Source organism: Actinomadura sp. GTD37, from assembly GCF_041951365.1.
Taxonomy (GTDB): Bacteria; Actinomycetota; Actinomycetes; order Streptosporangiales; family Streptosporangiaceae; genus Spirillospora.
Genome location: NZ_JBGNUS010000001.1, coordinates 2562299 through 2582339 on the forward strand (window position 1 = coordinate 2562299; position 20041 = coordinate 2582339).

Below are 20041 nucleotides of genomic sequence, written 5' to 3' on the forward strand. Positions count from 1 at the left end.
CGAAGTGGAGATTACTACCCCGGCCAGCCAACGTGCGACCCTCTAACCAGCCAATGAGAGAGCCGCGCGTGGGCAGGCGGGGGAGCCCACGCGCGGCTCTGTGTCCTATCGGGCCGGGGAGGGCTCAGGGAGCATCCTGGCGTACGGGCGGGTCGGGCGACGCCACCTCCGGCCTATGAGTTCAGCCATCCCTCACTGGCTGCTGGTCATCCCCTTCGAGGTGGGGCCGCCTGGCCCCGTGCTGGAGACCCTGCGCGTAGAACAGGGCCGTGATTCGCTTGATCCGCTGGACGGACTCGTCTGTCTCCTGAGTGGGGCGCCGCACCTGGTGGCGGACTAGGAACGCCAGCCCCAGGAACAGCAGGAATTCGTAGAGCCTGTCGTGCTGGAGCAGGCCCCATACTCCAGTGACCCCGGCGCACACCACGAAGACGGCAAGATCCACCGCGCGGCTCGTCATCATGCCAGTGACTCCCCCTTCTATGAGGGACCCGGGAACCCCCTGCATGGATGTTCCGCCCGGCCGGGAGTGGGCGGAACGTCCGACACCGACGTCTTTATCGGTCGTCCGGATCGTGTAAGTGGTGAGTCTGCTGTCCACTGATGCGTTTGTCATCCCCCCGGTTACATATTTGTCACTTTGTGTGCACAGAGGGCGACTTGTGCCAGATGGTAGCCGCGCGTCGGAAGTCACTTACTTAGATAGGCCAAACCAAGAGACCCCAGATCAACACGACACGGGGCAAGATCACTCAGTCAAGATCCACACGATCAGGATTTACCCGGTAGCGCGCTACTCGGGCTCGATGACGCGCCGCCCTCCGGCGTCCCCGGGGAGGACCCATCCTGCTGGGGCCGCGTCAGAATCCGGTTCAGCAACCTCTCCCGCTGCCGCTCAGAGTCGAGCAGCTGCTCGTACAACTCCTCCACCACCGGCCGGTGCCGCTCCGGCAGGTCGGCGATCACCGCCCGGATCTTGGTCTCAAGGTCATCCGGGCCGCCGGCCAGCGCGGCGGCGATGGCGCCATCGGGGTCATCTTGGGGGAGCGGCCCCGACGCCGGGAAGCGGCCGTCGGCGATCCGGACGATGTCGCCATCGTCCCAGCCCAACGCTGGCTCAAGCTTCTGCTGGGTCTCAAGCTGCGGCCAGTGCTTGCCCGACTCAACCGCATGGACCGTCTTGTGGTTGATCCCGGCCCGCTCAGCGAGTCCTCGCTGGGAGAGGCCAAGATCGTTTCGGCGTGCGGCCACATAGCGCGCAACGCGGCGGGACCGATCGTCCTGTCGGCTCATGGCCCATCAGTCTGCCCGCTGCCGTCACATTTTGGAACATCGGGCGCATGTTTGGGAGCAAAGTTCACCCGTTCCGGTTAGACGTGTGACCCTCATCCCCGGTTCACGCCAGTCCCTAAAACCCGGGCTACCACGGACAGCTGTTCCAAAGATCTTGGATCACACCCCGAAAACCCCCCCGAACAGGCTTGCGATGTTCCAATAAGTGCCGGTACTTTCGGAACATGCCAACCGCCCACGAGCTCAACGAAGAGCCCGACCCCGAGGCCGCCCGCATCGGCGCACTCCTCCGGTCCCTTCGAGAGGCGCACCACCAGTCCCTCGCGCAGGTGGGCGCCAACCTCGGCCGGGCGCACAGCTTCCTGTCGAAGATCGAGCGAGGCCACGCCAAGCCGGCCACCCAGCTCGCGCTCGTCCCGCACCTCGCCCGCATCTACGGCATCACCACCGACGCGATCCTCCACGACCTCTTCCCCGACGGCGTCGTCAACGTCATCCCCGGGGTCGAGCTGGCGCTCACGCACCGGAAGGACGACGAGTGATGGCCGCCAAAGACCCCACCGCCCGCAGCCGGTCCGCACGCATCGCCGCGAACGTCGGCTGGGCCATGACCCCCAACCGCACTGCTCGGGCCTCACACGGCCACCGCAAGTCGCCGGTCTCGCTGGACTACTGGCGCGACTGGGCCAAGGCCCAGCACCCCGACATGTCCGCGGCCGACCAGCTCAAGGCCGCGAAGAACCGCCACAAGGCGCACATGCAGCAGATGGCGCTCAAGTCCGCCGCTTCCCGCCGCAAGCGCAGCGAGGAGGCCGCGGCGAAGGCTGCTCGTGAAGGAGACCAGCCAGCCGCTTAGCAGAACAAGAAGCCCCGACCTGCTGGAACCAGGCCGGGGCGGGTGACGAGCGGGAGGACATCCCTCGTCCCGTCACCTGCAACAAACCATAGGGAGGACACCGTGGCTCACGCCACCCCCAACACCGCAGACCTGGCCATACAGATAGGCATCGTCCTCGGCCTCCTCATCTGCGCGATCACCGCCGCGGCCGGCCGCCGCATCCTGGCCGACACGGCCGCCGCGTACCTCGCCCTCGCGCTCGCCGCGCTGATGTTCGCGAACGGCGACAACGGCATGACCTGGCTGACGGCCGGGCTCGGCCTCGCCGCCTGCTGCCGGGTGCTGCGCGCGCTGTGGACCGGGCGGGGGGTCACCCGATGACCACCACCGTCACCGACCAGCGGCACCAGATAGAGGCCATCGCCTACCAGGCCATCAGCTTCCCCGGCATGTCCGCCGAGGACACCCTCGCCGACATCGCCCCGCACCTGTCCGCCGGCGAGCGGGACTCGGCGTTCTCCGACCTGGTCGACGGGATCGGCCTGCGCGGCACCGCCGTGAGGGCCTGCGAGGCCGTCCCGGCGTGCGTCGCGGAGATCCTCACCAAGTGGGTCACGCCGAAGGTCGCGGTCCGCGCGGCCGGGACGCTGTACCCGGAGCTGCTCGTGGCGGCGAAGGTCGTCGCGGCGATCCAGGCGCGGAACTGGGACGCGATCGTGGGCCTGGACCGCGACGTGGACGGCGCACGCGATGAGCTGCTGGACCTGACGTCCTGCCGGTCCGGGGCGTCCGAGTACCCGGACGCGGACCCGGAGCTGCTGGAGCAGCTCGCGGAGGAGAAGGTCACGGCGGCGCTGGCGAACCTGGCGTTCGTCGCCGAGCACCGGCTGGAGCAGCTGCTCGTGGACTTCGCGGTCTCGGCGTGGCGGTTCACTTCCGACGCGCGGATGCGCCTGACGGGCGGTGCGTGATGGCCGACCCGATGACCCCCGAGCAGTGGGCCGAGAAGCTCCGCGTCGAGCTCAACCTCGTCGCGCTCGACTACGGCCACGACGACATCGTCAGCGTCCACGCCAACGAGGTCGCCACCCTGACCGCTCGGTTCATGGCCGAGTTCCGAGACGCCGCCCGCGAGCAGTTGGCCGCGTTCGTCCCGCCCGGTGCCCTCGCCCCCGGCGAAACTCCCGCCCTCTGCGCCACCTGCACCGACCGGCTGTGCGTCCCCGGACTGCCCGGCTGCGCGCGGTGCACGAAGGCGGAACTGCAGCGGCTCCGCTCCGAGCTGGACGATGCCGCACACACCCGGCGCCGCATCGAGCGCGAAAGCAACCGTATGGGCCAGCGGATCGAGCAGGGCCGCGCCGCCGCGGTCGTGTACGTCGAGCGCATCCAGGAGGCCGAGGCCGAGCGGGACGAAGCCCTGCAGCGCGCCGAGCGTGCCGAGGCCGTGCTCCGCGAGCTCGACGTCACCGACTACCAGATCCACCAGATCGTGCAGCGCCTCGCCGCCCGCCGCCGCGGCGCCGAGCAGTCCCGCATCCAGCACGCCCGCACCCAGACCACCCGCACCGACCGGGACGGGAGCACCCCATGACCGCCGACACCACCACCCTGCTGCCCTCCGCTCTCCTCTACGGAGCCGCCGACATCGTCGCCGTCCGCGGCCTGGCCAAGGACGACTGGATCGCCCCGGGCGACCCGTCCGATGAGGACTACGACGAGGCCGACTGCCCTGTCTGCGTCCTCGCCTCGATCAATCTCGCCGCCGGCCGGTACCACTCCGAGCCGCTCTGCGACGTGACTCTCGACGCGGCTGAGGCGGTTGCCGCGCACCTCGGCCTGGACCACCTCATCGGCGACGTTGAGCTTCCGCATGACCGGATGGTTCAGGTTCTTGGTGCCGGGTGGAACGACGTTCCGGACCGTACGGAGGGCGACGTGGTTCGGGTGCTGCGCGGCGCCGCCCGCAAGGAAGCCGAGGCGGGCCGATGAGCACCACCGTCCTGCTGCTGTCGCAGATCCTCGACAAGGCCGCCGACACCATCCACACCAACGGCCTGGCCACCGGCACCTGGTACGAACCCGACGCCCTCAAGCCCCCATGGGACTGCCCCGTCTGCGTCGGCGGCGCCCTCGCAATCGCAGCCGGCTACGCCCCCAGCTACATCGAGACCGACGACCCGACCGGGACCCTCGCCGAAGCCATCGACGCCATGATCAACCGGCTGCAGCTGACCCCGCGGTTCGGCGGATGGATGGCGAAGACGCTGGCCATCGCGATGTGGAACGACACGGGCCGCACCGCCGAGGATGCCGTCCGGGAACTGCGCGCCGCAGCCGCCACCGCCAGGGAGGCCGGCCGATGACCGCGCAACCCCAGACCTCCCCGCCCGAGGCGCAGACCGACGTCGAGTACGGGGTCCACTTCTGGGCCCGGCAGATGGCCACCCACACCGTGTGGCGCTGCACGACCCTGACCGCCGCGTGCGGGCGGCTACTCGACATCCGCCGCCACCGGGACGCCGACGCCTACCTCGTCTACCGCCAGCCCGGTCACCGGTGGGCGCCACTCAAGGGGGGCAGGCAGTGACCACCGCCACCGAGACCGCCACGTGCCCCGTCTGCGGAGAAGACAAACGCGTCAAGAAGGACGGCGCCCTCACCAAGCACGGCCGCCCCACCCCCTGCAACGGCTCCTACCAGCCCGTCGGCAAGGCACGCATTCCCCGCCGCTCCAAGTCCGGGTTCTACCGCTGCCGCATCGAGAACGTAGACCTCCGCTCCGTCACCACCATCCTCAACCAGGGCAGCCCCAAAGAGGCGCTGATCCACTGGGCCGGGAAGCTCGTCGCCGAAACCGCGATGGACTTCCTGCCCGCCCTCGTCCGCGCCGCCCGCACCCCCGAGACCCGCAAGAACGCGCTCGACTGGCTCAAGCGCGCCCACACCCGCAAGCGCGACGAACGCGCCGACCTCGGCACCGCCGTCCACAACATCATCGAAGCGAAGGTCCTCGGCCAGCCGATCCCCGCCGACATCCTCGCCGACGAGGAGATGGCCCCGTACATCACCCACTTCGAGGCGTTCGTCCGGGACTGGCAGGTCGAGTTCACCGCCTCGGAGATGGTCGTCGCGCACTACCTGGAGGAGTACGCCGGCACCCTCGACTACCTCCTGCGGTCCCCGCTGCTGGCCGCGGCGCTGGGCTGCCCGCCCGACATGGACATCCCCGGCGACACCAAGACCGGCGGGGAACTCGACGAGACGACCTACGACGGTGACGTCCGCGGCGTGTACCCGACGGCCGGCGTGCAGATGTCCGCGTACCGGAAGGCGCCGTACGGGTGGCTGCGTGACGGCACCCGGGTCGAACTGCCGGAGCGGCATTCCATCGGCGTGGTCCTGCACCTGCGGCCGGAGGGCTACCGGCTGTACCCGCTGGACTGCGGCGACGACGTGTTCGAGGCGTTCAAGCACATCCGCGCGGTGGCCGAGTTCCAGACCGGCCGCGCCAAGACGATCGTCGGCCCGGCGCTGACGCCACCGAAGAACTCCCAGATCAGGAAGGCAGCCTAAGCATGCCCATCATCGATCTTCAGCGCCGGATGCGGCAGCTCGGCGAGATCCGTATCGGCCACGTGGTCGACACCGGCAAGGTGTCGCAGAAGACCGGCCGCCCGATCATGCGCCCGGAGAAGCTGTCGAAGTTCCGGTTCACCTCCCCGAGCAAGCCCCTGCTGGAGCAGGTCGCCGCCCTGTACGGCGGCACCGTCCAGGAGTGGACCCCGGCCAACGGCGGCCCGAAGGAGTGGGAGGTCTACTCCGACGTCGACCGCGTCCCGGTGATCATCCCGCCGATGAACAACGTGCTGGATGCCTGGTACGAGATGTACAAGGGCTCCAAGTGCGTCCGGCGGTGCGACGGGCAGCGCGAGCAGAAGGGCGACACGGCCTGCCTGTGTGACCCGACCGCCCGCGAATGCCAGATCACCACGCGCCTCAACGTGATGCTGACGGACGTCCGGGGCCTGGGTGTGTGGCTGCTGACCACCCACTCCTACTACGCCACGACGGAACTGCCGGCGACGGTGGAGATGCTGGCGCGGGCGCGCGGGGACATCGACGGCTGGCTGACGATGGAGGAGAAGTCCGTCGTCCGCGCTGACGGGAAGACGGCCCGGTTCATGCTGCCGAAGATCGACGTCGATCTGTCGCCGGGGGAGCTGTTCTCTGGCGCGGCGCAAGGTGCGGTGGCCGGTGGTCAGCGGGCGGCGGTCGTCGCGGGCCGTCCGGCGATCGGGGCCCCGTCCCGGTCGGCGGAGGAGTTCGTCCAGGCCGCAGCCGACTGCACCACCATCGAGGAACTGACGGCCGCACTCGCCGAGGCGCAGCGGTCGGGGTTCGCGAAGGACAACGACGCGGTGTGGCAGGCGTTCGTCGCCGCCCGCACCCGCCTCACCCAGCCCGCGCAGGGCAACCCCGCGGCACCGCAGGAGACCGGGCCCGGTGGCGGGTGCTCCTGCGTGGAGCACGACGGCGAGCACTCGCTGTGCGCCGCGACCTGTGAGTGCGCGAACGGTCCAGGCTCGGCCGAGGATCCACGCGCCGCGCACATCAAGGCCGCGTTCCAGGCCCGGACGCTGGACGACCTCACGGCCGCGCTGAACGCCGCGCAGGCCGACGGGTTCTGCAAGGACCTGACGGACGAGGACGACGACGTTACGGCCGCGTTCCTGGGCCGCCGCCGTGCGCTCGACTCGCCTGCCGAGCCGGAGCCGGTGGGGGATCGGGATGCGCTGTGGGCGCAGATCGTCGCGGCCTGGCCCGGCGACCGCACCAGCGAGATCGAGAGCACGCTCCTGTCCGACCACGATGTGACGCCGGCGACCGCGACGGCGGACCAGCTCGCCCGGTTCCTCGCGGACATCAAGGCCGGAACCATCCAGCCCGCGCAGAACGAGAGCGGGGTGCCGTTCTGATGAGCACCGACGACCCATTCCGCACCGCCCGCGCCCTGTTCACCCTCTTCCAACAGGGCGAGATCTGGCTCCCCAACGGCAAGCCGCCCATCCAGATCACCGACATGGACCCGGCCTGGCGGTTCAACACCGCCCGGTTCCTGACCCGCAACGCCCGCCACTACGTCCTCACCTACGAGCTCGGCGAGCACCGCGCGATCTGGCACGCCAAGGCACGCGAAGTCACTGGGCAAATGCTCTCCCTCGCACCGAGCGAAGCGGCGGCGGCCGGTGTGGAGCGGGAACTCGAAGCCGCGTCCGCGTCCCGCGCAGAGGACCCGGAGGCGTGGATCAAGTCCACCCCCCTCTACCAGGCCCTCATGAAGGACCTGCCGGACAACGCCGGCGAGCTGGCCAAGCACTGGTCCGACTGCGCGATCCGCGAAGACGGCGGGACGTGCACGTGCTGGGAGCGGCACGTCACCGAATGCCCGAAGCGCAGCGACATCAACGAGATGTGCCGGTGCCGGGACTGCGCGCCGGAGTGGACGCGATGACCGCCGCGCAGACGCCGGACGCGGGCATCGACATGTGGGCCGTGCTCCTCATCGCCGAGCGCCCCGTCTACTACGGGCCGTTCGAGGAGTACGACGTCGCCGAACGGTTCGCCCGGTTCGTGACGGAGGAGATCGACCCGGCACGGATCGTCCCGCTCAAGGCCGCGTCCATCGACCCGCTGGGCGGGTGGCGGTCGCCGCTAATCGAGTTCCTCAACTGGCGCGACCGGATCCTGGAGGTCACGCCGTGAGCGGCTGGCATCGCGGAGCACTCATAGCGTTCGATCTGGAGAGCACGGGCCTCGACGTCGAGAACGACCGGATCGTCACCGCCTGCATCGCCCTCATCGACGGCACTGGGAAGCGGCCCCCGGAGACGATCGACGTCGTCATCAACCCCGGCATCCCCATCCCCGCCGAGGCCGCCGCGATCCACGGCTGGACCACCGAACGCGTCCAGACGTACGAGGGCGCCATGCCGCCGGCGGACGGCGTCGAGTTCATCGTCGAGATGCTCGCCACCGCCCTGCTGGACGAGCCCTCGGCTCCGCTGGTCGGGCAGAACATCGGCGGCTACGACCTGTCCCTCCTGGACCGGGAGTCCCGCCGCAACGGCGTCCGCCTCCTGGAGGAGCGTCTCGGCGCGCGGCCGCTCCACGTGGTCGACACGTTCGTGATCTCCAAGCGGTTCGACAAGTACCGCCGCAAGCCCAGCCCCACGCAGGGCGCGCACATCCTCAAGACCTGCGCCGAAGTGCTCGGCATCCCCTGGGACGACGAGGCCGCGCACGACTCCACCTACGACGCGGTCATGGCGGCGCGGGTGGCGTGGAAGATGTGCGACCGCAAGCCCGAGCTCGCCCGCATGTCGCTGCCGGAGCTGCATGCCGCGCAGGTGCGGTGGAAGCGGGACCAGACCGTGGACTACGGGCAGTGGCTGCGAGGGCAGGGCCGGGCGGACGAGGCCGAGCGGCTGGATGGGTCGTGGCCAGTGCGTCCCTTCGAGGCTCAGGGGGCGCTGCTGTGAGCGCGCTCCGTGGCTTCGCCGCCGTCGTGACCGGCCTGTTCCGGGTGCACGCCGGCGACCGCGTCTGCGTCTCGTGCGGGACGCGGACGGACTCGGTGTCCTACGGCCAGTTCCTGGCGTGGTGCGACACCCGGGTACTGCCGTGCCGCTGCGGCGGCCAGCTGGAAACCCCGCAGGGAGTGGCGTCATGAGGATCTACCTGGCCGGGCCGATGCGCGGCTACGCCGACTTCAACCACCCCGCCTTCCATCGGGCCACGACCCTGCTGCGCGACGCAGGACACCACGTGTTCTCCCCGGCCGAGCACGACACCGCGAACGGGTTCGACTTCACCGACACCGTCGGCACCGAGCACGAACTCGCCGAGGCCGGATTCGACTTCCGCAAGGTCCTCAACGCCGACCTGTCGTGGATCTGCGAGGAGGCCGACGCGGTCGTGGTCCTGCCGGGCTGGCAGGCGTCGCAGGGTGTCCGCGCCGAGGTGGCGTGCGCGCTGGCGCTGAAGCTGCCGGTGTGGGAGCTGGGGCCGTTCCTCGCGTACGGGGCCGAGTCGCCGTTCCGGGTCACCTGGGAGCAGGTGGCGGCGTCATGAGGCCCGAGGGGACGCGCGTCTGGCGCAAAACCGCCCGCACCGCTTCGAAGGGCGAGGCCCGCGGCCGCCGGACCACGCACCGAACCCTGATCAGCGCGCCGAGCCGGGGCTCGACCTGGCTCCGCCGCAACCCGGGCGACGCCGCCTTCTGGCGGGAGTTCGCCGGCCGCGGGCTGATCCCCGCGGACATGAGAAAGGCCAGCGCCCCGGGTGCATCCGGTGCGCTGGCCCTGACCGACACACACCCTCCCCAGCACTGAGAAGGAGAAACACGGCCATGACCAGTATCGCAGGTCCGGAGAAGCGGACCGCCATCATCCAGGGCTACCGCGACCTCCTGGACTACCTGGAGAACCACCCCGAGATCCCCATCAACGAGTACTACAACGAGGTCTCCGTCAGCATCAACGACGGCACCGACCAGGAGGAGCGCGCCGAGGTCGACCGCATCGCCGCCGCCCTGGGCGTCACGGCGACCGGTGACTCCCACTACCGGGCGCGGCGAGCGTTCGGGCCGGTCGAATACAAGGCCGCGGCGATCACGCGTGCCTGGATGTCGCAGCGCGACGCGGCCGAGTCCTACCGCAGCAATATTCAGCTTGACTCCGCCGAGGCGGAGACGGCGGGGGCCGGCCGATGAGGCGCGGCATCATCTCCGGCGGATCCTCCGAGGTGTCCATCACCGGCACCCCCATCGCCCACATCCCCCTCAACGGCCAGCCCGAGTTCGCGGGCCTGGCGGTGGACGACGACACGGCCCCGATCATGACCGTGCTGGACGGGGCGCTGGTCCTGTCGACGGACGACCGCGCGGTCGCGGTGGCGCACCGGGACGCGTGGCAGCAGGCCATCGACAATCTCGACGCCCGGGCCAAGGCCGACGAGCTGCGCCGCAACGGGCCGGACCCGGCGCGGCCGCGGCTGGGGACGACCGCCCGCGAGCACGAGGGCGGCGCGTCGTGACCGAGTTCCGTGAAGGCGACCGCGTCAACATCACCATCGAGAACGCCCTCGTCACCAACACCTTCCGCACCGGCCGCAAGCCCCTCAACGGCCCGCACGAGGACACCGGAACCGTGCTCGTCTACCGGCACCCCGACGAGGGTGTCGAGGACCGCTCGCACACGGTGAACCTCAATGCCGAAGGCGTCACCGTCGAGCACGCCGCCCCGGACAACTGGCCACCCCGCCGCAACGACGTCTGGCGGCACACAGGCGGGGCGCTCTGGTTCGCGTTCCAGGTCGGCTCCAACGTGACCCTCGTCAACGGTGAGGGAGAGACCCGCGACCAGCAGGAGGCCTGGGAACAGCGGCGGCAGCTGCGGCTGGAGTACCGCGAACCGGAGCCCGTCCCGCCGGGGATGCGGTGCCCGCACCGCGACTTCGACGACCCCACCCGCTGCGACTGCGACGAGGCGAGGCAGCGATGACCGAGATCCGCGGCCTCACCATCCGCCAGCCCTGGGCCCACGCAATCGCCCATCACCAGAAGACCATCGAGAACCGTGGCTGGACCACCGCCTACCGGGGCCTCATCGCCATCCACGCCGCCGCGTCGGCCGGCCCCCGGGACGAGTGGGAGTACGCCGCCGACCGCGTCGCCGCACTCGCCAGCGTCCCCATCCGGGACGTCGAGGACGGCATGCGAACCAGGTCCGCGATCGTCGCCGTCGCCTACCTCTCCGGCATCTGCTCAACCTCGTACGGCATCCCGCACGGCGTGGGCCTGGCGTGCGAGTGCGGGCCGTGGGCGATGCCCCGGCAGCGGCACCTTCACCTGATCGGGGTGCGGGCGCTGGAACGGCCGCTGCCGTGCAAGGGGGCGCTCGGCCTGTGGCGGGTGCCGCCGGCCGTGGCCGTCGAACTGGAGGAGCAGACGCGGACGGTGCGGTCATGAGCCCCGCCGAGGAGTTGCGCGCCGCCGCGACGCTGCTGCGCGAGACCGCGAGCAAGGCCACGCCCGGCCCGTGGACCACGCGGGAGGTCCCCGACGAGCCCTACGCCGAGGTCATGGCGGGCACGGAGGTCGCCGTCGCGCACGCCGTCTCCGAGCACCTCGCCGGGCCGGGGGCTGCCGCCGAGGCCGAGTGGATCGCGCTGATGTCCCCGGCAGTCGCCGAGCCCCTCGCCGCCTCGCTGGAGGAAGCCGCCCAAGCGGCGGAGTTCCTGAGCGAACTGGCGGACAAGTCGCTGATCAACCTCACGAACGCCCTCGCCGTCGCCCGAGCCCTCAACCCCAAGGAGAACCCATCATGACCAGCCCCAACACCGGCCCCCAGCCCACCATCCCGACCGAGCTGCCCACCGAAGTCCTCCGGAACTGGCACGACTCCTTCACCGCCCTCCAGCGCGCCGAGCAGATCAAAGCCCAGCTCCCCGCCCTCGACGAGGAGCTCGCGCGCGTCCAGGCCCGCCTCGACTTCCTCAAGGGCGAGCACCAGCGCGCCGGCCGGGACATCACCGCCGCGTACACCAGCTCGGAGACGTCCCGGGAGATGGCGGAGCTGTGGTGCACCAAGCACGGCCGCCCGCTGCCGCCCGAGCCCGACCTGGTCACGATCAACGCCGGGAACGGGAACGGGAACGGGCAGTACGCCCTCCCGGCCGCGCCCGAGCGGGACGCCGGGGCCGAGCCGCCCCTCGGGCTGGGCGTCGCGGGAGAGACCACCACGCAGACCGTCATCGACCCGGAGGGCGGTGGTGACCTGTCCGAATCCTCGGACCTCTTTCAACCGCCGAACGGCCGTAACGGACGCGGTGAGAGCCGTGCGTGAGCCCCTCTCTCTCCGGTTCTGGTCCGGGTGGCTGGCCGCCCGGTACGCCGTGGCTCTGCACCGGGGGCATCACCGGTCGTCGCGCCGGTGGAAGGCGGTGACCTCATGACCGCCGAGCTCATCGAGCGCGAGGCCGTGGCCGGGTCCACGATCACTATCCCCGCGAGCCGCTGGGCCGAGCTGGTCCGCGAGCGTGACCGGCTCCGCGCCGAGGTCGCGGAGTGGCGCGCGGCCCAGCGGCTGACCCCCACCCAGCGGGTCGTGCTTGCCGCCGTCCGCGACTACGTCGCCCAGCACGGCTGCGCGCCGACGATGCGGGAGATCGCGGACCTGGCCGGGTTGAACGCCGCGACGAACGCCTTCCATCACCTGCGCGCGCTGGAGCGCGAGGGGTTCCTGCGGCGGGACAAGCACCGGGCGCGTGGCATCGAGCTGGTCCAGAAGACGGAGGCCCGCCGTGGCTGACCCGATGACCCCCGAGCGGCTCCGCGCCGAGCGGACGCGGGCCGTGGACGCCCCCGGCGACGACGAGCGGCTCGAACTCTGCGCCGTCCAGATCGACCGCGACCAATGGCGCGACCGCGCCCACCACTTGAAGGCCGCGCGGGACGGGGCGCTCGCCGCACTCGCTCAGATCACCGCCGCCGCACAGCGCGCCGCACGATCCGACGACCCTGCACCGATCCTGTACGCCGCACTCCAGGCCGTCGAGCGGGACGACACCCAGCGTCGACTGGAGAACGACCTGCGCGAGCTGGCCGTCCTCCGCCGCGACGTCGGCGCCGTCCAAGCCGAACGCGACGCCGCACTTGACGAAGCCGGTACTGCTCACAACGAGGCAGTGCGCCTCCGCACCGAACTGGCCGAGCTCAAGCGCCTCGGCACCAGCCCGACCCGCGACGACCTGACCGGCCTGGAAACGCTGTGCGCCCTGCTGCACAGCGCCGACGAGACGGACCCCGCGGCCAAGGACGTCGCCTGGCGGGCGTTCGCCCTGATCCGCGCTCACCGCGAGCAGCGCGCCGAGGTCGAGCAGTGGAAGGCCACCTTCGGCGAGAGCTCCCTCCGTGACGCACGAGAAGTCCTCGCCGAACGGGACGACTACAAGAATCGCCTCGACCAGGCCATGCAGGACGAGGCCGCGATCACCCACGAATGGGACCAGGCCCGCATAGCCATCGAGTGCATGGGCCGCATCCTGGACGGCGGTGTCGGCCATGTCTGACCTCACCGTCTACCGCACCACCCACCCCGCCGTCCTCACCCACCGCAACCGCCACAACCGAACCCTCACCCAATGGCGCCGCAACGCCACACAACTCCTCACCGACCTCGGTTTCCCCGGCCGCACCTGGATCGTCGGCACCGCCTTCGGCGACCGCTGGATCGTCGGCATCACCCCCCGCGACGACATCGAACTCCCGCTCCGCGGATGGCGCCGCACCCGCTTCGACGCCCGAGACGTGTTCGTCCCCGACCGCCGCACCCGCGGCGGCAAGCTGATCGCCGCCCAAATGTCCGGCTGCAAACCGCCAGCCGAACCCCACATCGGCCTACCCGGCATGCCCGCCGAGGTCGAGGACTACGACCACAACCGGATCCACACCCCCGGCCTGAAGGAGATGGACGGCGCGGTCTGGGTCACCTGGAAGGTCGCGCCCGCCGAAGAGCAGGTGCGCCTGGACATGTGGGCGCGGGTGCCGCTGTCGGTCTACCACGCCGCCCGTGAACGGCGGCAGGACAACCTGGAGGCCGGCCGTGTCTGAGACCACGCCCCTCACCGAGCGGCAGGAGAACATCCTCGCCGCCATCCACGACGCCATCCGGCACCGCGGCTACCCGCCCTCCATCCGGGAGATCGGCGACGCCGTCGGCCTCGCCTCCACCAGCAGCGTCGCCGGTCAGCTCAAGGCCCTGGAACGGGGCGGCTACATCCGCCGCACCGGCGGCCGAGGCCAGTCCCGGACCATCGAACTCGTCCGCCGCCCGGTCATCACCGCCGCCACGGCCGGGCACGTCCTCCACGAGTACGGCCACCGCGGTACCGAGCCCGGCCCGTTCAGGCGGGCGCTGATCGAGGCCATCGCCCGCGCCGACATCCTCGACCGCGCGCAGCTGGCTGACGCCTACCCCGGCTATGTCGCCGCCGTGTCGCTGATCGAGGGTGCCGAGGACGGTGTCGAGCAACTCGCCGCGATCGCCGGTGTCCCGGCGCCGGCGATGCTGCGGCCGGTGCCGTGCGGGGAGGCCGTCTGATGCCGCACCTCCTGATGCTCGCCGCCGCCGGCGCACTCATGCTGCGGGCCTTCACCCGCGGCCACCACACCGCCCCGATCCACACCGACGGCATGCCCGACAGCGTGCACGGCCCCGACTCCGACGACACGACGATCGGCGCCTGGGACCGACCCGACCGGGCACCCGGCGTCCACGTCCGCCGCCACCGGCCCCCGAAGGAAGACCTATGACCGGCACCCCCTGGCGGTTCCACGCCTACGAGCCCTACTGGATCCCCCGGCACGACTGGGAAACACACCTCGACTGGATCCTCGCCAACAACATCGGCGACGCCTCCACCCGCCACGACATCACCGTCACCGGCGACACCATCACCTACACCCGCGCCGGCGACGACCACCAGTTCACCGAAGCCACCGTCCCCCTCACCACCCCACCGACCATCGCCCGCCCGGACATCCCGCACCTGCCCGAGCTGCAGGCCTCGCTCGCCGAACACCACCGGGCATCCGCACCGGGGCCGCTACTCGTCCTCGGCTCCACCCTCACCGCCGACGCCAGCGCACTCGCCCCCGGCGCCGCGATCTGCGCGACCTGCACAGGCAGCCCCACCATCCAGCGCGAAACCAACCTGGTGGCATGGCCATGCACCCCGGTCAAGGCCGCCGCGGACCTAGCGGAGGTGACCCTGTGGTGACCACCCAGGACTACCGGGCGTTCCTCGAAGCCAAAGCCCAGCTCGCCACCACCACCGGCCTCGACGTCCACCCCGACGAAGTCAACCCCGTCCTCAAACCCCACCAGCGCGACGCCGTCATCTGGGCCGTCCGCGGCGGCCGCCGCGCCATCTTCGCCAACTTCGGCCTCGGCAAGACCCTCATCCAGCTGGAGACCATCCGCCTCGTCCTAGCCAAACTCGGCCGCGGCCGCGGCCTCATCGTCCTGCCCCTCGGCGTCCGCCAGGAATTCGCCCGCGACGCCCAACTCCTCGACCTCACCGTCCGCTTCATCCGCACCGCCGCCGAAGCCGACGACAACGGCATCTACACCACCAACTACGAGACCGTCCGCGACGGCCGCCTGGACCCCCGCGAATTCGACGTCATCTCCCTCGACGAAGCCGCGATCCTGCGAGGCCTCGGCGGAACCAAAACGTTCCGCGAACTGATGCGCCTGTACGAAGGGCAGGCCGGGTACCGGTTCGTGGCCACCGCCACCCCGTCCCCCAACGAATACATCGAGCTCCTCGCCTACGCCGCGTTCCTCGACGTCATGGACGTCGGGCAGGCCAAGACCCGCTTCTTCAAACGCGACTCCACCAAGGCCGACAAGCTCACCCTCCATCCCCACATGGAGCGCGAGTTCTGGCTGTGGGTCGCCTCGTGGGCCCTGTTCCTGCAGAAGCCGAGCGACCTCGGCCACTCCGACGAGGGGTACGAGCTACCGCCGCTGGACGTCCGCTGGCACGAGATCCCCTCTGGGGAGGTCGAGGAGTTCGACCGGCACGGCCGCGGCGCCCTGTGGCGCAACGCCGCCCTCGGCGTCCAGCAGGCCGCCGCGGAGAAGCGGGACAGCCTGCCGGCCCGGGTCGCCAAGATGCGGCAGCTGGTCGACGCGTCGCCGGGGGAGCACTTCCTGCTGTGGCACGACCTGGAGGCCGAACGCTACGCCATCGAGGCCGCCCTCCCCGAAGCCGTGACGGTGTGGGGATCACAGGACCTGGACGAACGCGAACGCCGGATCATCGACTTCTCCGACGGGAAGATCACCCACCTCGCCACCAAGCCCGTCATCGCCGGGAGCGGCTGCAACTTCCAGCGGCACTGCCACCGCGCGGTCTTCGTCGGGATCGGGTTCAAGTTCGCCGACTTCATCCAGGCCGTGCACCGCATCCACCGGTTCCTGCAGACCGAACCGGTCCGCATCGACCTGATCTACACCGAGGCCGAGCGCGACGTCCGCGCCAGCCTCGAACGCAAATGGGCCGCGCACGAAGAAATGGTCGCCCGCATGGGCGAAATCATCCGCGAATACGGACTGTCCCACGAGGCGATGACGCAGACCCTCGCCCGCTCCATCGGCGTCCAACGCCAGGAAGCGGCAGGTGACAGGTACCGGCTGGTCAACAACGACACCGTCGACGAGACCCGCCGGATGGACACCGACAGCATCGACCTGATCGTCACCTCGATCCCGTTCTCAACCCAGTACGAATACACGCCCTCCTACAACGACTTCGGCCACTCCGAAGACAACGCGCACTTCTGGGCGCAAATGGACTACCTCACCCCGGAACTACTGCGAGTCCTCCGCCCGGGCCGGGTCGCCGCGATCCACGTCAAGGACCGCATCGCCCCCGGCGGGATCACAGGGCTGGGGTTCCAGACCGTCCAGCCTTTCCACGCCGAAGCGATCACGCATTACATGCGGCACGGGTTCGCGTTCCTCGGCATGAAAACGATCGTCACCGACGTGGTCCGGGAGAACAACCAGACCTACCGGCTCGGCTGGACTGAGCAATGCAAGGACGGCTCGAAGATGGGCGCCGGCCTACCCGAGTACATGCTGCTGTTCCGCAAGCCGCCAACCGATAGCAGCAACGGGTACGCCGACGCGCCCGTCGTCAAGGACAAGAACGCTTTCAGCCGGGCGCGGTGGCAGGTCGACGCCCACGGCTTCGCCCGCTCCAACGGCGACAGGCCGCTGCTGCCGGAGGAGATCGCGGAGCTCCCCGCGGACCAGGTGTTCAAGCTGTTCCGCGACCACAACCTCACCCACGTCTACGACTACGAGCAGCACATCGAACTGGGGGAGGTCCTCGAAGCGCGCCGCCGCCTCCCGTCCGGGTTCATGCTGCTGCAGCCGCCCTCGTGGCATCCGGACGTGTGGACCGACATCGCGCGGATGCGCACCCTCAACATGCTGCAGGAACGCAAGGGCCAGCAGATGCACCTCTGCCCCCTGCAGTTCGACATCGTCGACCGGCTGATCGTCCAGTACTCCATGCCGGGGGAGACGGTGTTCGACCCGTTCGGCGGGCTGATGACGGTCCCGTACTGCGCACTCAAGCTCGACCGCCGCGGGATCGGGATCGAGCTGAACCCCCGCTACTTCGCCGACGGGGTCGCCTACGTCGAGAGCGTGGCGCGGGAGGCACGGACACCGACGCTGTTCGACCTGATCGGGCTCGAAGCAGAGGCGGACGGGGTGTCGGCGTGAGCGGCGCGCAGATCGTGATCCCGCTGCCGGGAGAGGGGCAGACGTCCGGGGCACGGCCGGAGCCGAGGAAGCCCGCACCCGGTCCGGGCCCGCGGGTGATCGGCCTCGACCTCGCCGCCGGCCGCTCCGGCGTCGCCCTCCCCGACGGCACCACCCTCGCCATCTGCGAACCCAAGATCAAAGGCAAGCGGACCCTCCTCGCCGACCTCGACCGAATGGACCACATCACCAGCGAGATCGAGCGGCACCTGCGCGAGCAGCCGGTCGACCTCGCCGTAATCGAGGACTACACCCCCGGCATCCGCTCCGCCGCCGCGCACCGGCTCGCCGAGATCAGCGGCAACGTCCGCCTCGCCTGCCACCGCGCCGGCGCCGCCGTCGCCCTGGTGAACACCATGCACCTGAAGATCTACGCCACTGGCACGGCCAAGGCGGAGAAGCGGGACATGTCCATGGCCGCCTACAAGCGGACCGGGCTGGAGTTCCCCACTGACGACGAGTGCGACGCCTGGTGGCTCCGCGCCATGGGCCTCGACCGCCTCGGCCACCCCCTCGTGGCCATGCCGAAGAACCGGCGGGCCGCCCTCGACAAAGTCGCCTGGCCCGACCTGACACGAAGGGAGACCAACTGATGGGCCGCTCCAAGAAGGCGAACCAGACCGCCACTCATCGGCCGGCCAGCAGACGCCGCCGGTTCCGCCACGACGACCTCATCGCCGTGGACCTCTTCAGCGGATTCGGTGGGCTCACCCGCGGAATCGAGATCGCAGGATTCACCACGATCATGGCTGCGAACCACAACGCGTACAAGGTCGAGGTCCACGAGGCAAACCACCCCCACGCCGAGCACTGGATCGCCGACCTGGTCGACCCCGACGCCGCGGACTACCACTCCGCCCGAGACCTCCCCGCAGGTGACCTGCTCGTCGCTGGCGTGAGCTGCGTCAACCACTCCCAGGCGAACACGGTCAAGGCGTACGAGCAGGGCATGGCCTTGTTCGACCTACCCGACCCCGAGTTCGAGGCGCGGGTGACACGGTCCGAGCGAGACCGGGCGACCGCGAACTGCGTCCTGCACTACGCCGCCGAACACCACCCACGGCTGATCCTCGTCGAATGCACCACCGAACTCAGTTCGTGGGGCAAGCAGGTGCCGGGCAAGAAGTACGGCGACGGAACCACCTACAGGTGGTGGCTCAAGCAGTTCGACGCCCTCGGGTACAAGCACCGGGTCCTGTACCTGAACTCGATGTTCTTCGCCGTTCCGCAGTCTCGCGACCGCCTGTACATCGCGTTCTGGGACAAGGCCCTGCGCGACCCCGACCTCGACCACCGCCCGGCGGCGCAGTGCCACCGCTGCGACAAGGACGTCGCAGCAGTGTGGACCTGGCGCACCGGGATCCCCCCGACGGGATCGGTGCGGTACGGCGCGCAGTACGAGTACACATGCCCGTCCTGCCGCCGCCCGGTCGTCCCGCTGATGACGCCGTCGCTGAACGCGCTGGACCTGACCAACCTCGGGACCCGGATCGGCGACAAACCGATCAAGGAATTCAAGGACAAGAAGACCGGCACCATCACCAAGGGGCCGATGGCGCCCTCCACGATGGCCCGCGCGGAGAAGTGCCGCCAGAAGTTCGCGGAGTTCCCGGCGATCCTCATGCCGGCGAAAGGCGTGCACGGCACAGAACGGACCCTGACCCAGCCGCTGGCCACGCAGACCAGCCAGCAGGAGACGGCGCTCCTGTCCGCGGGCGCGGTGTTCGCCGCGCACCGACACAACGGCGACGGCAAGAACCTCGCCCAACCGATGGACACGGTGACCTCGACCCACGAGAAGGCGATCCTGCTCGCGGTCGACAACTACCAGGGCGGCCCCCGCGGCGTCGATACGCCGCTGCCCACACAGGGCGGCTCGGAGACGCTCGCTGTGGTGTCGGCCGGGGTCGTCCCGTACCGGCAGAACACCCTCTCCGCGACGCACGCCGAAGCGATGCCGACCGTCACCTCCGACCAAATTCCCGGAGTCCTCACCGCCGCTGGCACCGTGCAGTTCCGGGAGGGGACCGACCGTCGTGTGGCCGGTGTCGATCAGCCGCTGAACACGGTGGTCGCCGACGGCGCCGGGCACGGACTGCTGTTCTCCGGCTGGTACAAGCAGAACGGCACGAGCCCGAGCCACGGCACCGCCCCGCACCCCATGAGCGACCCGCTCGGCACCCTCACCGCGCACGACACCACGGCGCTCCTCATGGCCGAATGGCGGGCCAAGCTCGCGGACCTCCCTCTGGAGGACTGCTACTTCCGCATGATGGCCGCGCACGAAGTCGGCCGCGGCTGCGGCTTCGACGTCGACTTCCCCGACCACAACGGAACCTTCATCGTCTGGGGCTCGGCCCGCCACCAGGTCGACGGATTCGGCAACGCCGTCTCTCCCCAGGTCGGCGCATGGATCGGGGCGCGGCTACGAGCCGTCATCCACACCCCCCAAGACGTCGATCCCGAACGGCGAGCCCCGGGCGATGTCGTCACCGCCGCCTGATCC

Annotated in this window: 32 protein-coding genes; 30 read left to right on the top strand and 2 right to left on the bottom strand. The window is 70.2% G+C overall.

The annotated features are described in order from the left end of the window. Nucleotides 1-181 precede the first annotated feature (181 nt). Nucleotides 182-463, bottom strand: coding sequence for a hypothetical protein (locus ACA511_RS12290; RefSeq protein WP_375024271.1), 282 nt, complete (start codon nt 461-463; stop codon nt 182-184). Between the two features lie 308 nt (nt 464-771). Beyond that, nucleotides 772-1293: a helix-turn-helix transcriptional regulator gene (locus tag ACA511_RS12295; protein ID WP_375024272.1), complete on the bottom strand. Its 522-nt coding sequence runs from the start codon at nt 1291-1293 to the stop codon at nt 772-774. 224 nt (nt 1294-1517) lie between these two features. Here ACA511_RS12295 and ACA511_RS12300 point away from each other — a divergent pair, with 224 nt between their 5' ends. The 30 genes from ACA511_RS12300 (at nt 1518) to ACA511_RS12445 (ending at nt 20038) form a co-directional block, all read left to right on the top strand. Continuing rightward, nucleotides 1518-1835 carry a helix-turn-helix domain-containing protein gene (locus tag ACA511_RS12300; protein ID WP_375024273.1) on the top strand — a complete coding sequence of 106 codons (318 nt, stop codon included), beginning with the start codon at nt 1518-1520 and terminating at the stop codon, nt 1833-1835. Beyond that, the gene (locus tag ACA511_RS12305) at nt 1835-2149 is read left to right on the top strand and encodes a hypothetical protein (RefSeq protein ID WP_375024274.1); all 315 of its coding nucleotides are present in this window, start codon (nt 1835-1837) and stop codon (nt 2147-2149) included. The genes ACA511_RS12300 and ACA511_RS12305 overlap by 1 nt, the downstream gene beginning before the upstream one ends. Nucleotides 2150-2251: 102 nt before the next feature. Then, nucleotides 2252-2512, top strand: coding sequence for a hypothetical protein (locus tag ACA511_RS12310; RefSeq protein ID WP_375024275.1), 261 nt, complete (start codon nt 2252-2254; stop codon nt 2510-2512). After that, the gene (locus ACA511_RS12315; protein ID WP_375024276.1) at nt 2509-3102 is read left to right on the top strand and encodes a hypothetical protein; all 594 of its coding nucleotides are present in this window, start codon (nt 2509-2511) and stop codon (nt 3100-3102) included. Before ACA511_RS12310 ends, ACA511_RS12315 begins: the two co-directional genes overlap by 4 nt. Further along, nucleotides 3102-3725 carry a hypothetical protein gene (locus ACA511_RS12320; protein WP_375024277.1) on the top strand — a complete coding sequence of 208 codons (624 nt, stop codon included), beginning with the start codon at nt 3102-3104 and terminating at the stop codon, nt 3723-3725. Before ACA511_RS12315 ends, ACA511_RS12320 begins: the two co-directional genes overlap by 1 nt. Continuing rightward, nucleotides 3722-4123 carry a hypothetical protein gene (locus tag ACA511_RS12325; RefSeq protein WP_375024278.1) on the top strand — a complete coding sequence of 134 codons (402 nt, stop codon included), beginning with the start codon at nt 3722-3724 and terminating at the stop codon, nt 4121-4123. Before ACA511_RS12320 ends, ACA511_RS12325 begins: the two co-directional genes overlap by 4 nt. After that, entirely contained in the window at nt 4120-4497 is a 378-nt protein-coding gene (locus ACA511_RS12330) for a hypothetical protein (protein WP_375024279.1), read from the top strand. Before ACA511_RS12325 ends, ACA511_RS12330 begins: the two co-directional genes overlap by 4 nt. Further along, nucleotides 4494-4721: a hypothetical protein gene (locus ACA511_RS12335; RefSeq protein ID WP_375024280.1), complete on the top strand. Its 228-nt coding sequence runs from the start codon at nt 4494-4496 to the stop codon at nt 4719-4721. Before ACA511_RS12330 ends, ACA511_RS12335 begins: the two co-directional genes overlap by 4 nt. After that, entirely contained in the window at nt 4718-5707 is a 990-nt protein-coding gene (locus ACA511_RS12340) for a hypothetical protein (protein ID WP_375024281.1), read from the top strand. The genes ACA511_RS12335 and ACA511_RS12340 overlap by 4 nt, the downstream gene beginning before the upstream one ends. A 2-nt stretch (nt 5708-5709) precedes the next feature. Next, nucleotides 5710-7110, top strand: a complete 1401-nt coding sequence (locus ACA511_RS12345; protein ID WP_375024282.1) for a hypothetical protein — start codon at nt 5710-5712, stop codon at nt 7108-7110. Further along, complete coding sequence (locus ACA511_RS12350; RefSeq protein ID WP_375024283.1) at nt 7110-7646, top strand: hypothetical protein; 537 nt, start codon at nt 7110-7112, stop codon at nt 7644-7646. The genes ACA511_RS12345 and ACA511_RS12350 overlap by 1 nt, the downstream gene beginning before the upstream one ends. Then, complete coding sequence (locus ACA511_RS12355; RefSeq protein WP_375024284.1) at nt 7643-7897, top strand: hypothetical protein; 255 nt, start codon at nt 7643-7645, stop codon at nt 7895-7897. The genes ACA511_RS12350 and ACA511_RS12355 overlap by 4 nt, the downstream gene beginning before the upstream one ends. Next, entirely contained in the window at nt 7894-8673 is a 780-nt protein-coding gene (locus tag ACA511_RS12360) for an exonuclease domain-containing protein (RefSeq protein WP_375024285.1), read from the top strand. Before ACA511_RS12355 ends, ACA511_RS12360 begins: the two co-directional genes overlap by 4 nt. Further along, the gene (locus ACA511_RS12365) at nt 8670-8864 is read left to right on the top strand and encodes a hypothetical protein (RefSeq protein WP_375024286.1); all 195 of its coding nucleotides are present in this window, start codon (nt 8670-8672) and stop codon (nt 8862-8864) included. The genes ACA511_RS12360 and ACA511_RS12365 overlap by 4 nt, the downstream gene beginning before the upstream one ends. Next, a complete protein-coding gene (locus ACA511_RS12370) occupies nt 8861-9265 on the top strand; it encodes a DUF4406 domain-containing protein (RefSeq protein ID WP_375024287.1) in 405 nt (134 codons plus the stop codon). Before ACA511_RS12365 ends, ACA511_RS12370 begins: the two co-directional genes overlap by 4 nt. Nucleotides 9266-9542: 277 nt before the next feature. After that, nucleotides 9543-9905 carry a hypothetical protein gene (locus ACA511_RS12375; protein ID WP_375024288.1) on the top strand — a complete coding sequence of 121 codons (363 nt, stop codon included), beginning with the start codon at nt 9543-9545 and terminating at the stop codon, nt 9903-9905. Beyond that, nucleotides 9902-10228: a hypothetical protein gene (locus ACA511_RS12380; RefSeq protein WP_375024290.1), complete on the top strand. Its 327-nt coding sequence runs from the start codon at nt 9902-9904 to the stop codon at nt 10226-10228. Before ACA511_RS12375 ends, ACA511_RS12380 begins: the two co-directional genes overlap by 4 nt. Continuing rightward, nucleotides 10225-10695 (top strand): hypothetical protein, encoded by a 471-nt coding sequence (locus ACA511_RS12385; protein ID WP_375024291.1) that lies wholly within the window; start codon nt 10225-10227, stop codon nt 10693-10695. Before ACA511_RS12380 ends, ACA511_RS12385 begins: the two co-directional genes overlap by 4 nt. After that, entirely contained in the window at nt 10692-11162 is a 471-nt protein-coding gene (locus ACA511_RS12390) for a hypothetical protein (RefSeq protein WP_375024292.1), read from the top strand. The genes ACA511_RS12385 and ACA511_RS12390 overlap by 4 nt, the downstream gene beginning before the upstream one ends. Continuing rightward, the gene (locus tag ACA511_RS12395; protein ID WP_375024293.1) at nt 11159-11521 is read left to right on the top strand and encodes a hypothetical protein; all 363 of its coding nucleotides are present in this window, start codon (nt 11159-11161) and stop codon (nt 11519-11521) included. The genes ACA511_RS12390 and ACA511_RS12395 overlap by 4 nt, the downstream gene beginning before the upstream one ends. Continuing rightward, on the top strand, nt 11518-12039 hold the full coding sequence (locus tag ACA511_RS12400; RefSeq protein ID WP_375024294.1) for a hypothetical protein: 522 nt from the start codon (nt 11518-11520) through the stop codon (nt 12037-12039). Before ACA511_RS12395 ends, ACA511_RS12400 begins: the two co-directional genes overlap by 4 nt. 105 nt (nt 12040-12144) lie before the next feature. After that, a complete protein-coding gene (locus ACA511_RS12405) occupies nt 12145-12504 on the top strand; it encodes a LexA family protein (RefSeq protein ID WP_375024295.1) in 360 nt (119 codons plus the stop codon). Beyond that, a complete protein-coding gene (locus ACA511_RS12410) occupies nt 12497-13264 on the top strand; it encodes a hypothetical protein (protein WP_375024296.1) in 768 nt (255 codons plus the stop codon). Before ACA511_RS12405 ends, ACA511_RS12410 begins: the two co-directional genes overlap by 8 nt. Further along, nucleotides 13257-13805 (top strand): hypothetical protein, encoded by a 549-nt coding sequence (locus ACA511_RS12415; RefSeq protein ID WP_375024297.1) that lies wholly within the window; start codon nt 13257-13259, stop codon nt 13803-13805. The genes ACA511_RS12410 and ACA511_RS12415 overlap by 8 nt, the downstream gene beginning before the upstream one ends. After that, nucleotides 13798-14295, top strand: a complete 498-nt coding sequence (locus tag ACA511_RS12420; RefSeq protein ID WP_375024298.1) for a hypothetical protein — start codon at nt 13798-13800, stop codon at nt 14293-14295. The genes ACA511_RS12415 and ACA511_RS12420 overlap by 8 nt, the downstream gene beginning before the upstream one ends. After that, a complete protein-coding gene (locus ACA511_RS12425) occupies nt 14295-14507 on the top strand; it encodes a hypothetical protein (protein WP_375024299.1) in 213 nt (70 codons plus the stop codon). Before ACA511_RS12420 ends, ACA511_RS12425 begins: the two co-directional genes overlap by 1 nt. Further along, entirely contained in the window at nt 14504-14974 is a 471-nt protein-coding gene (locus ACA511_RS12430) for a hypothetical protein (RefSeq protein ID WP_375024300.1), read from the top strand. Before ACA511_RS12425 ends, ACA511_RS12430 begins: the two co-directional genes overlap by 4 nt. Then, a complete protein-coding gene (locus ACA511_RS12435; protein ID WP_375024301.1) occupies nt 14971-17496 on the top strand; it encodes a DNA methyltransferase in 2526 nt (841 codons plus the stop codon). Before ACA511_RS12430 ends, ACA511_RS12435 begins: the two co-directional genes overlap by 4 nt. Next, nucleotides 17493-18128 carry a hypothetical protein gene (locus ACA511_RS12440; RefSeq protein ID WP_375024302.1) on the top strand — a complete coding sequence of 212 codons (636 nt, stop codon included), beginning with the start codon at nt 17493-17495 and terminating at the stop codon, nt 18126-18128. The genes ACA511_RS12435 and ACA511_RS12440 overlap by 4 nt, the downstream gene beginning before the upstream one ends. Then, on the top strand, nt 18128-20038 hold the full coding sequence (locus tag ACA511_RS12445; protein ID WP_375024303.1) for a DNA cytosine methyltransferase: 1911 nt from the start codon (nt 18128-18130) through the stop codon (nt 20036-20038). The genes ACA511_RS12440 and ACA511_RS12445 overlap by 1 nt, the downstream gene beginning before the upstream one ends. Nucleotides 20039-20041: the final 3 nt, after the last annotated feature.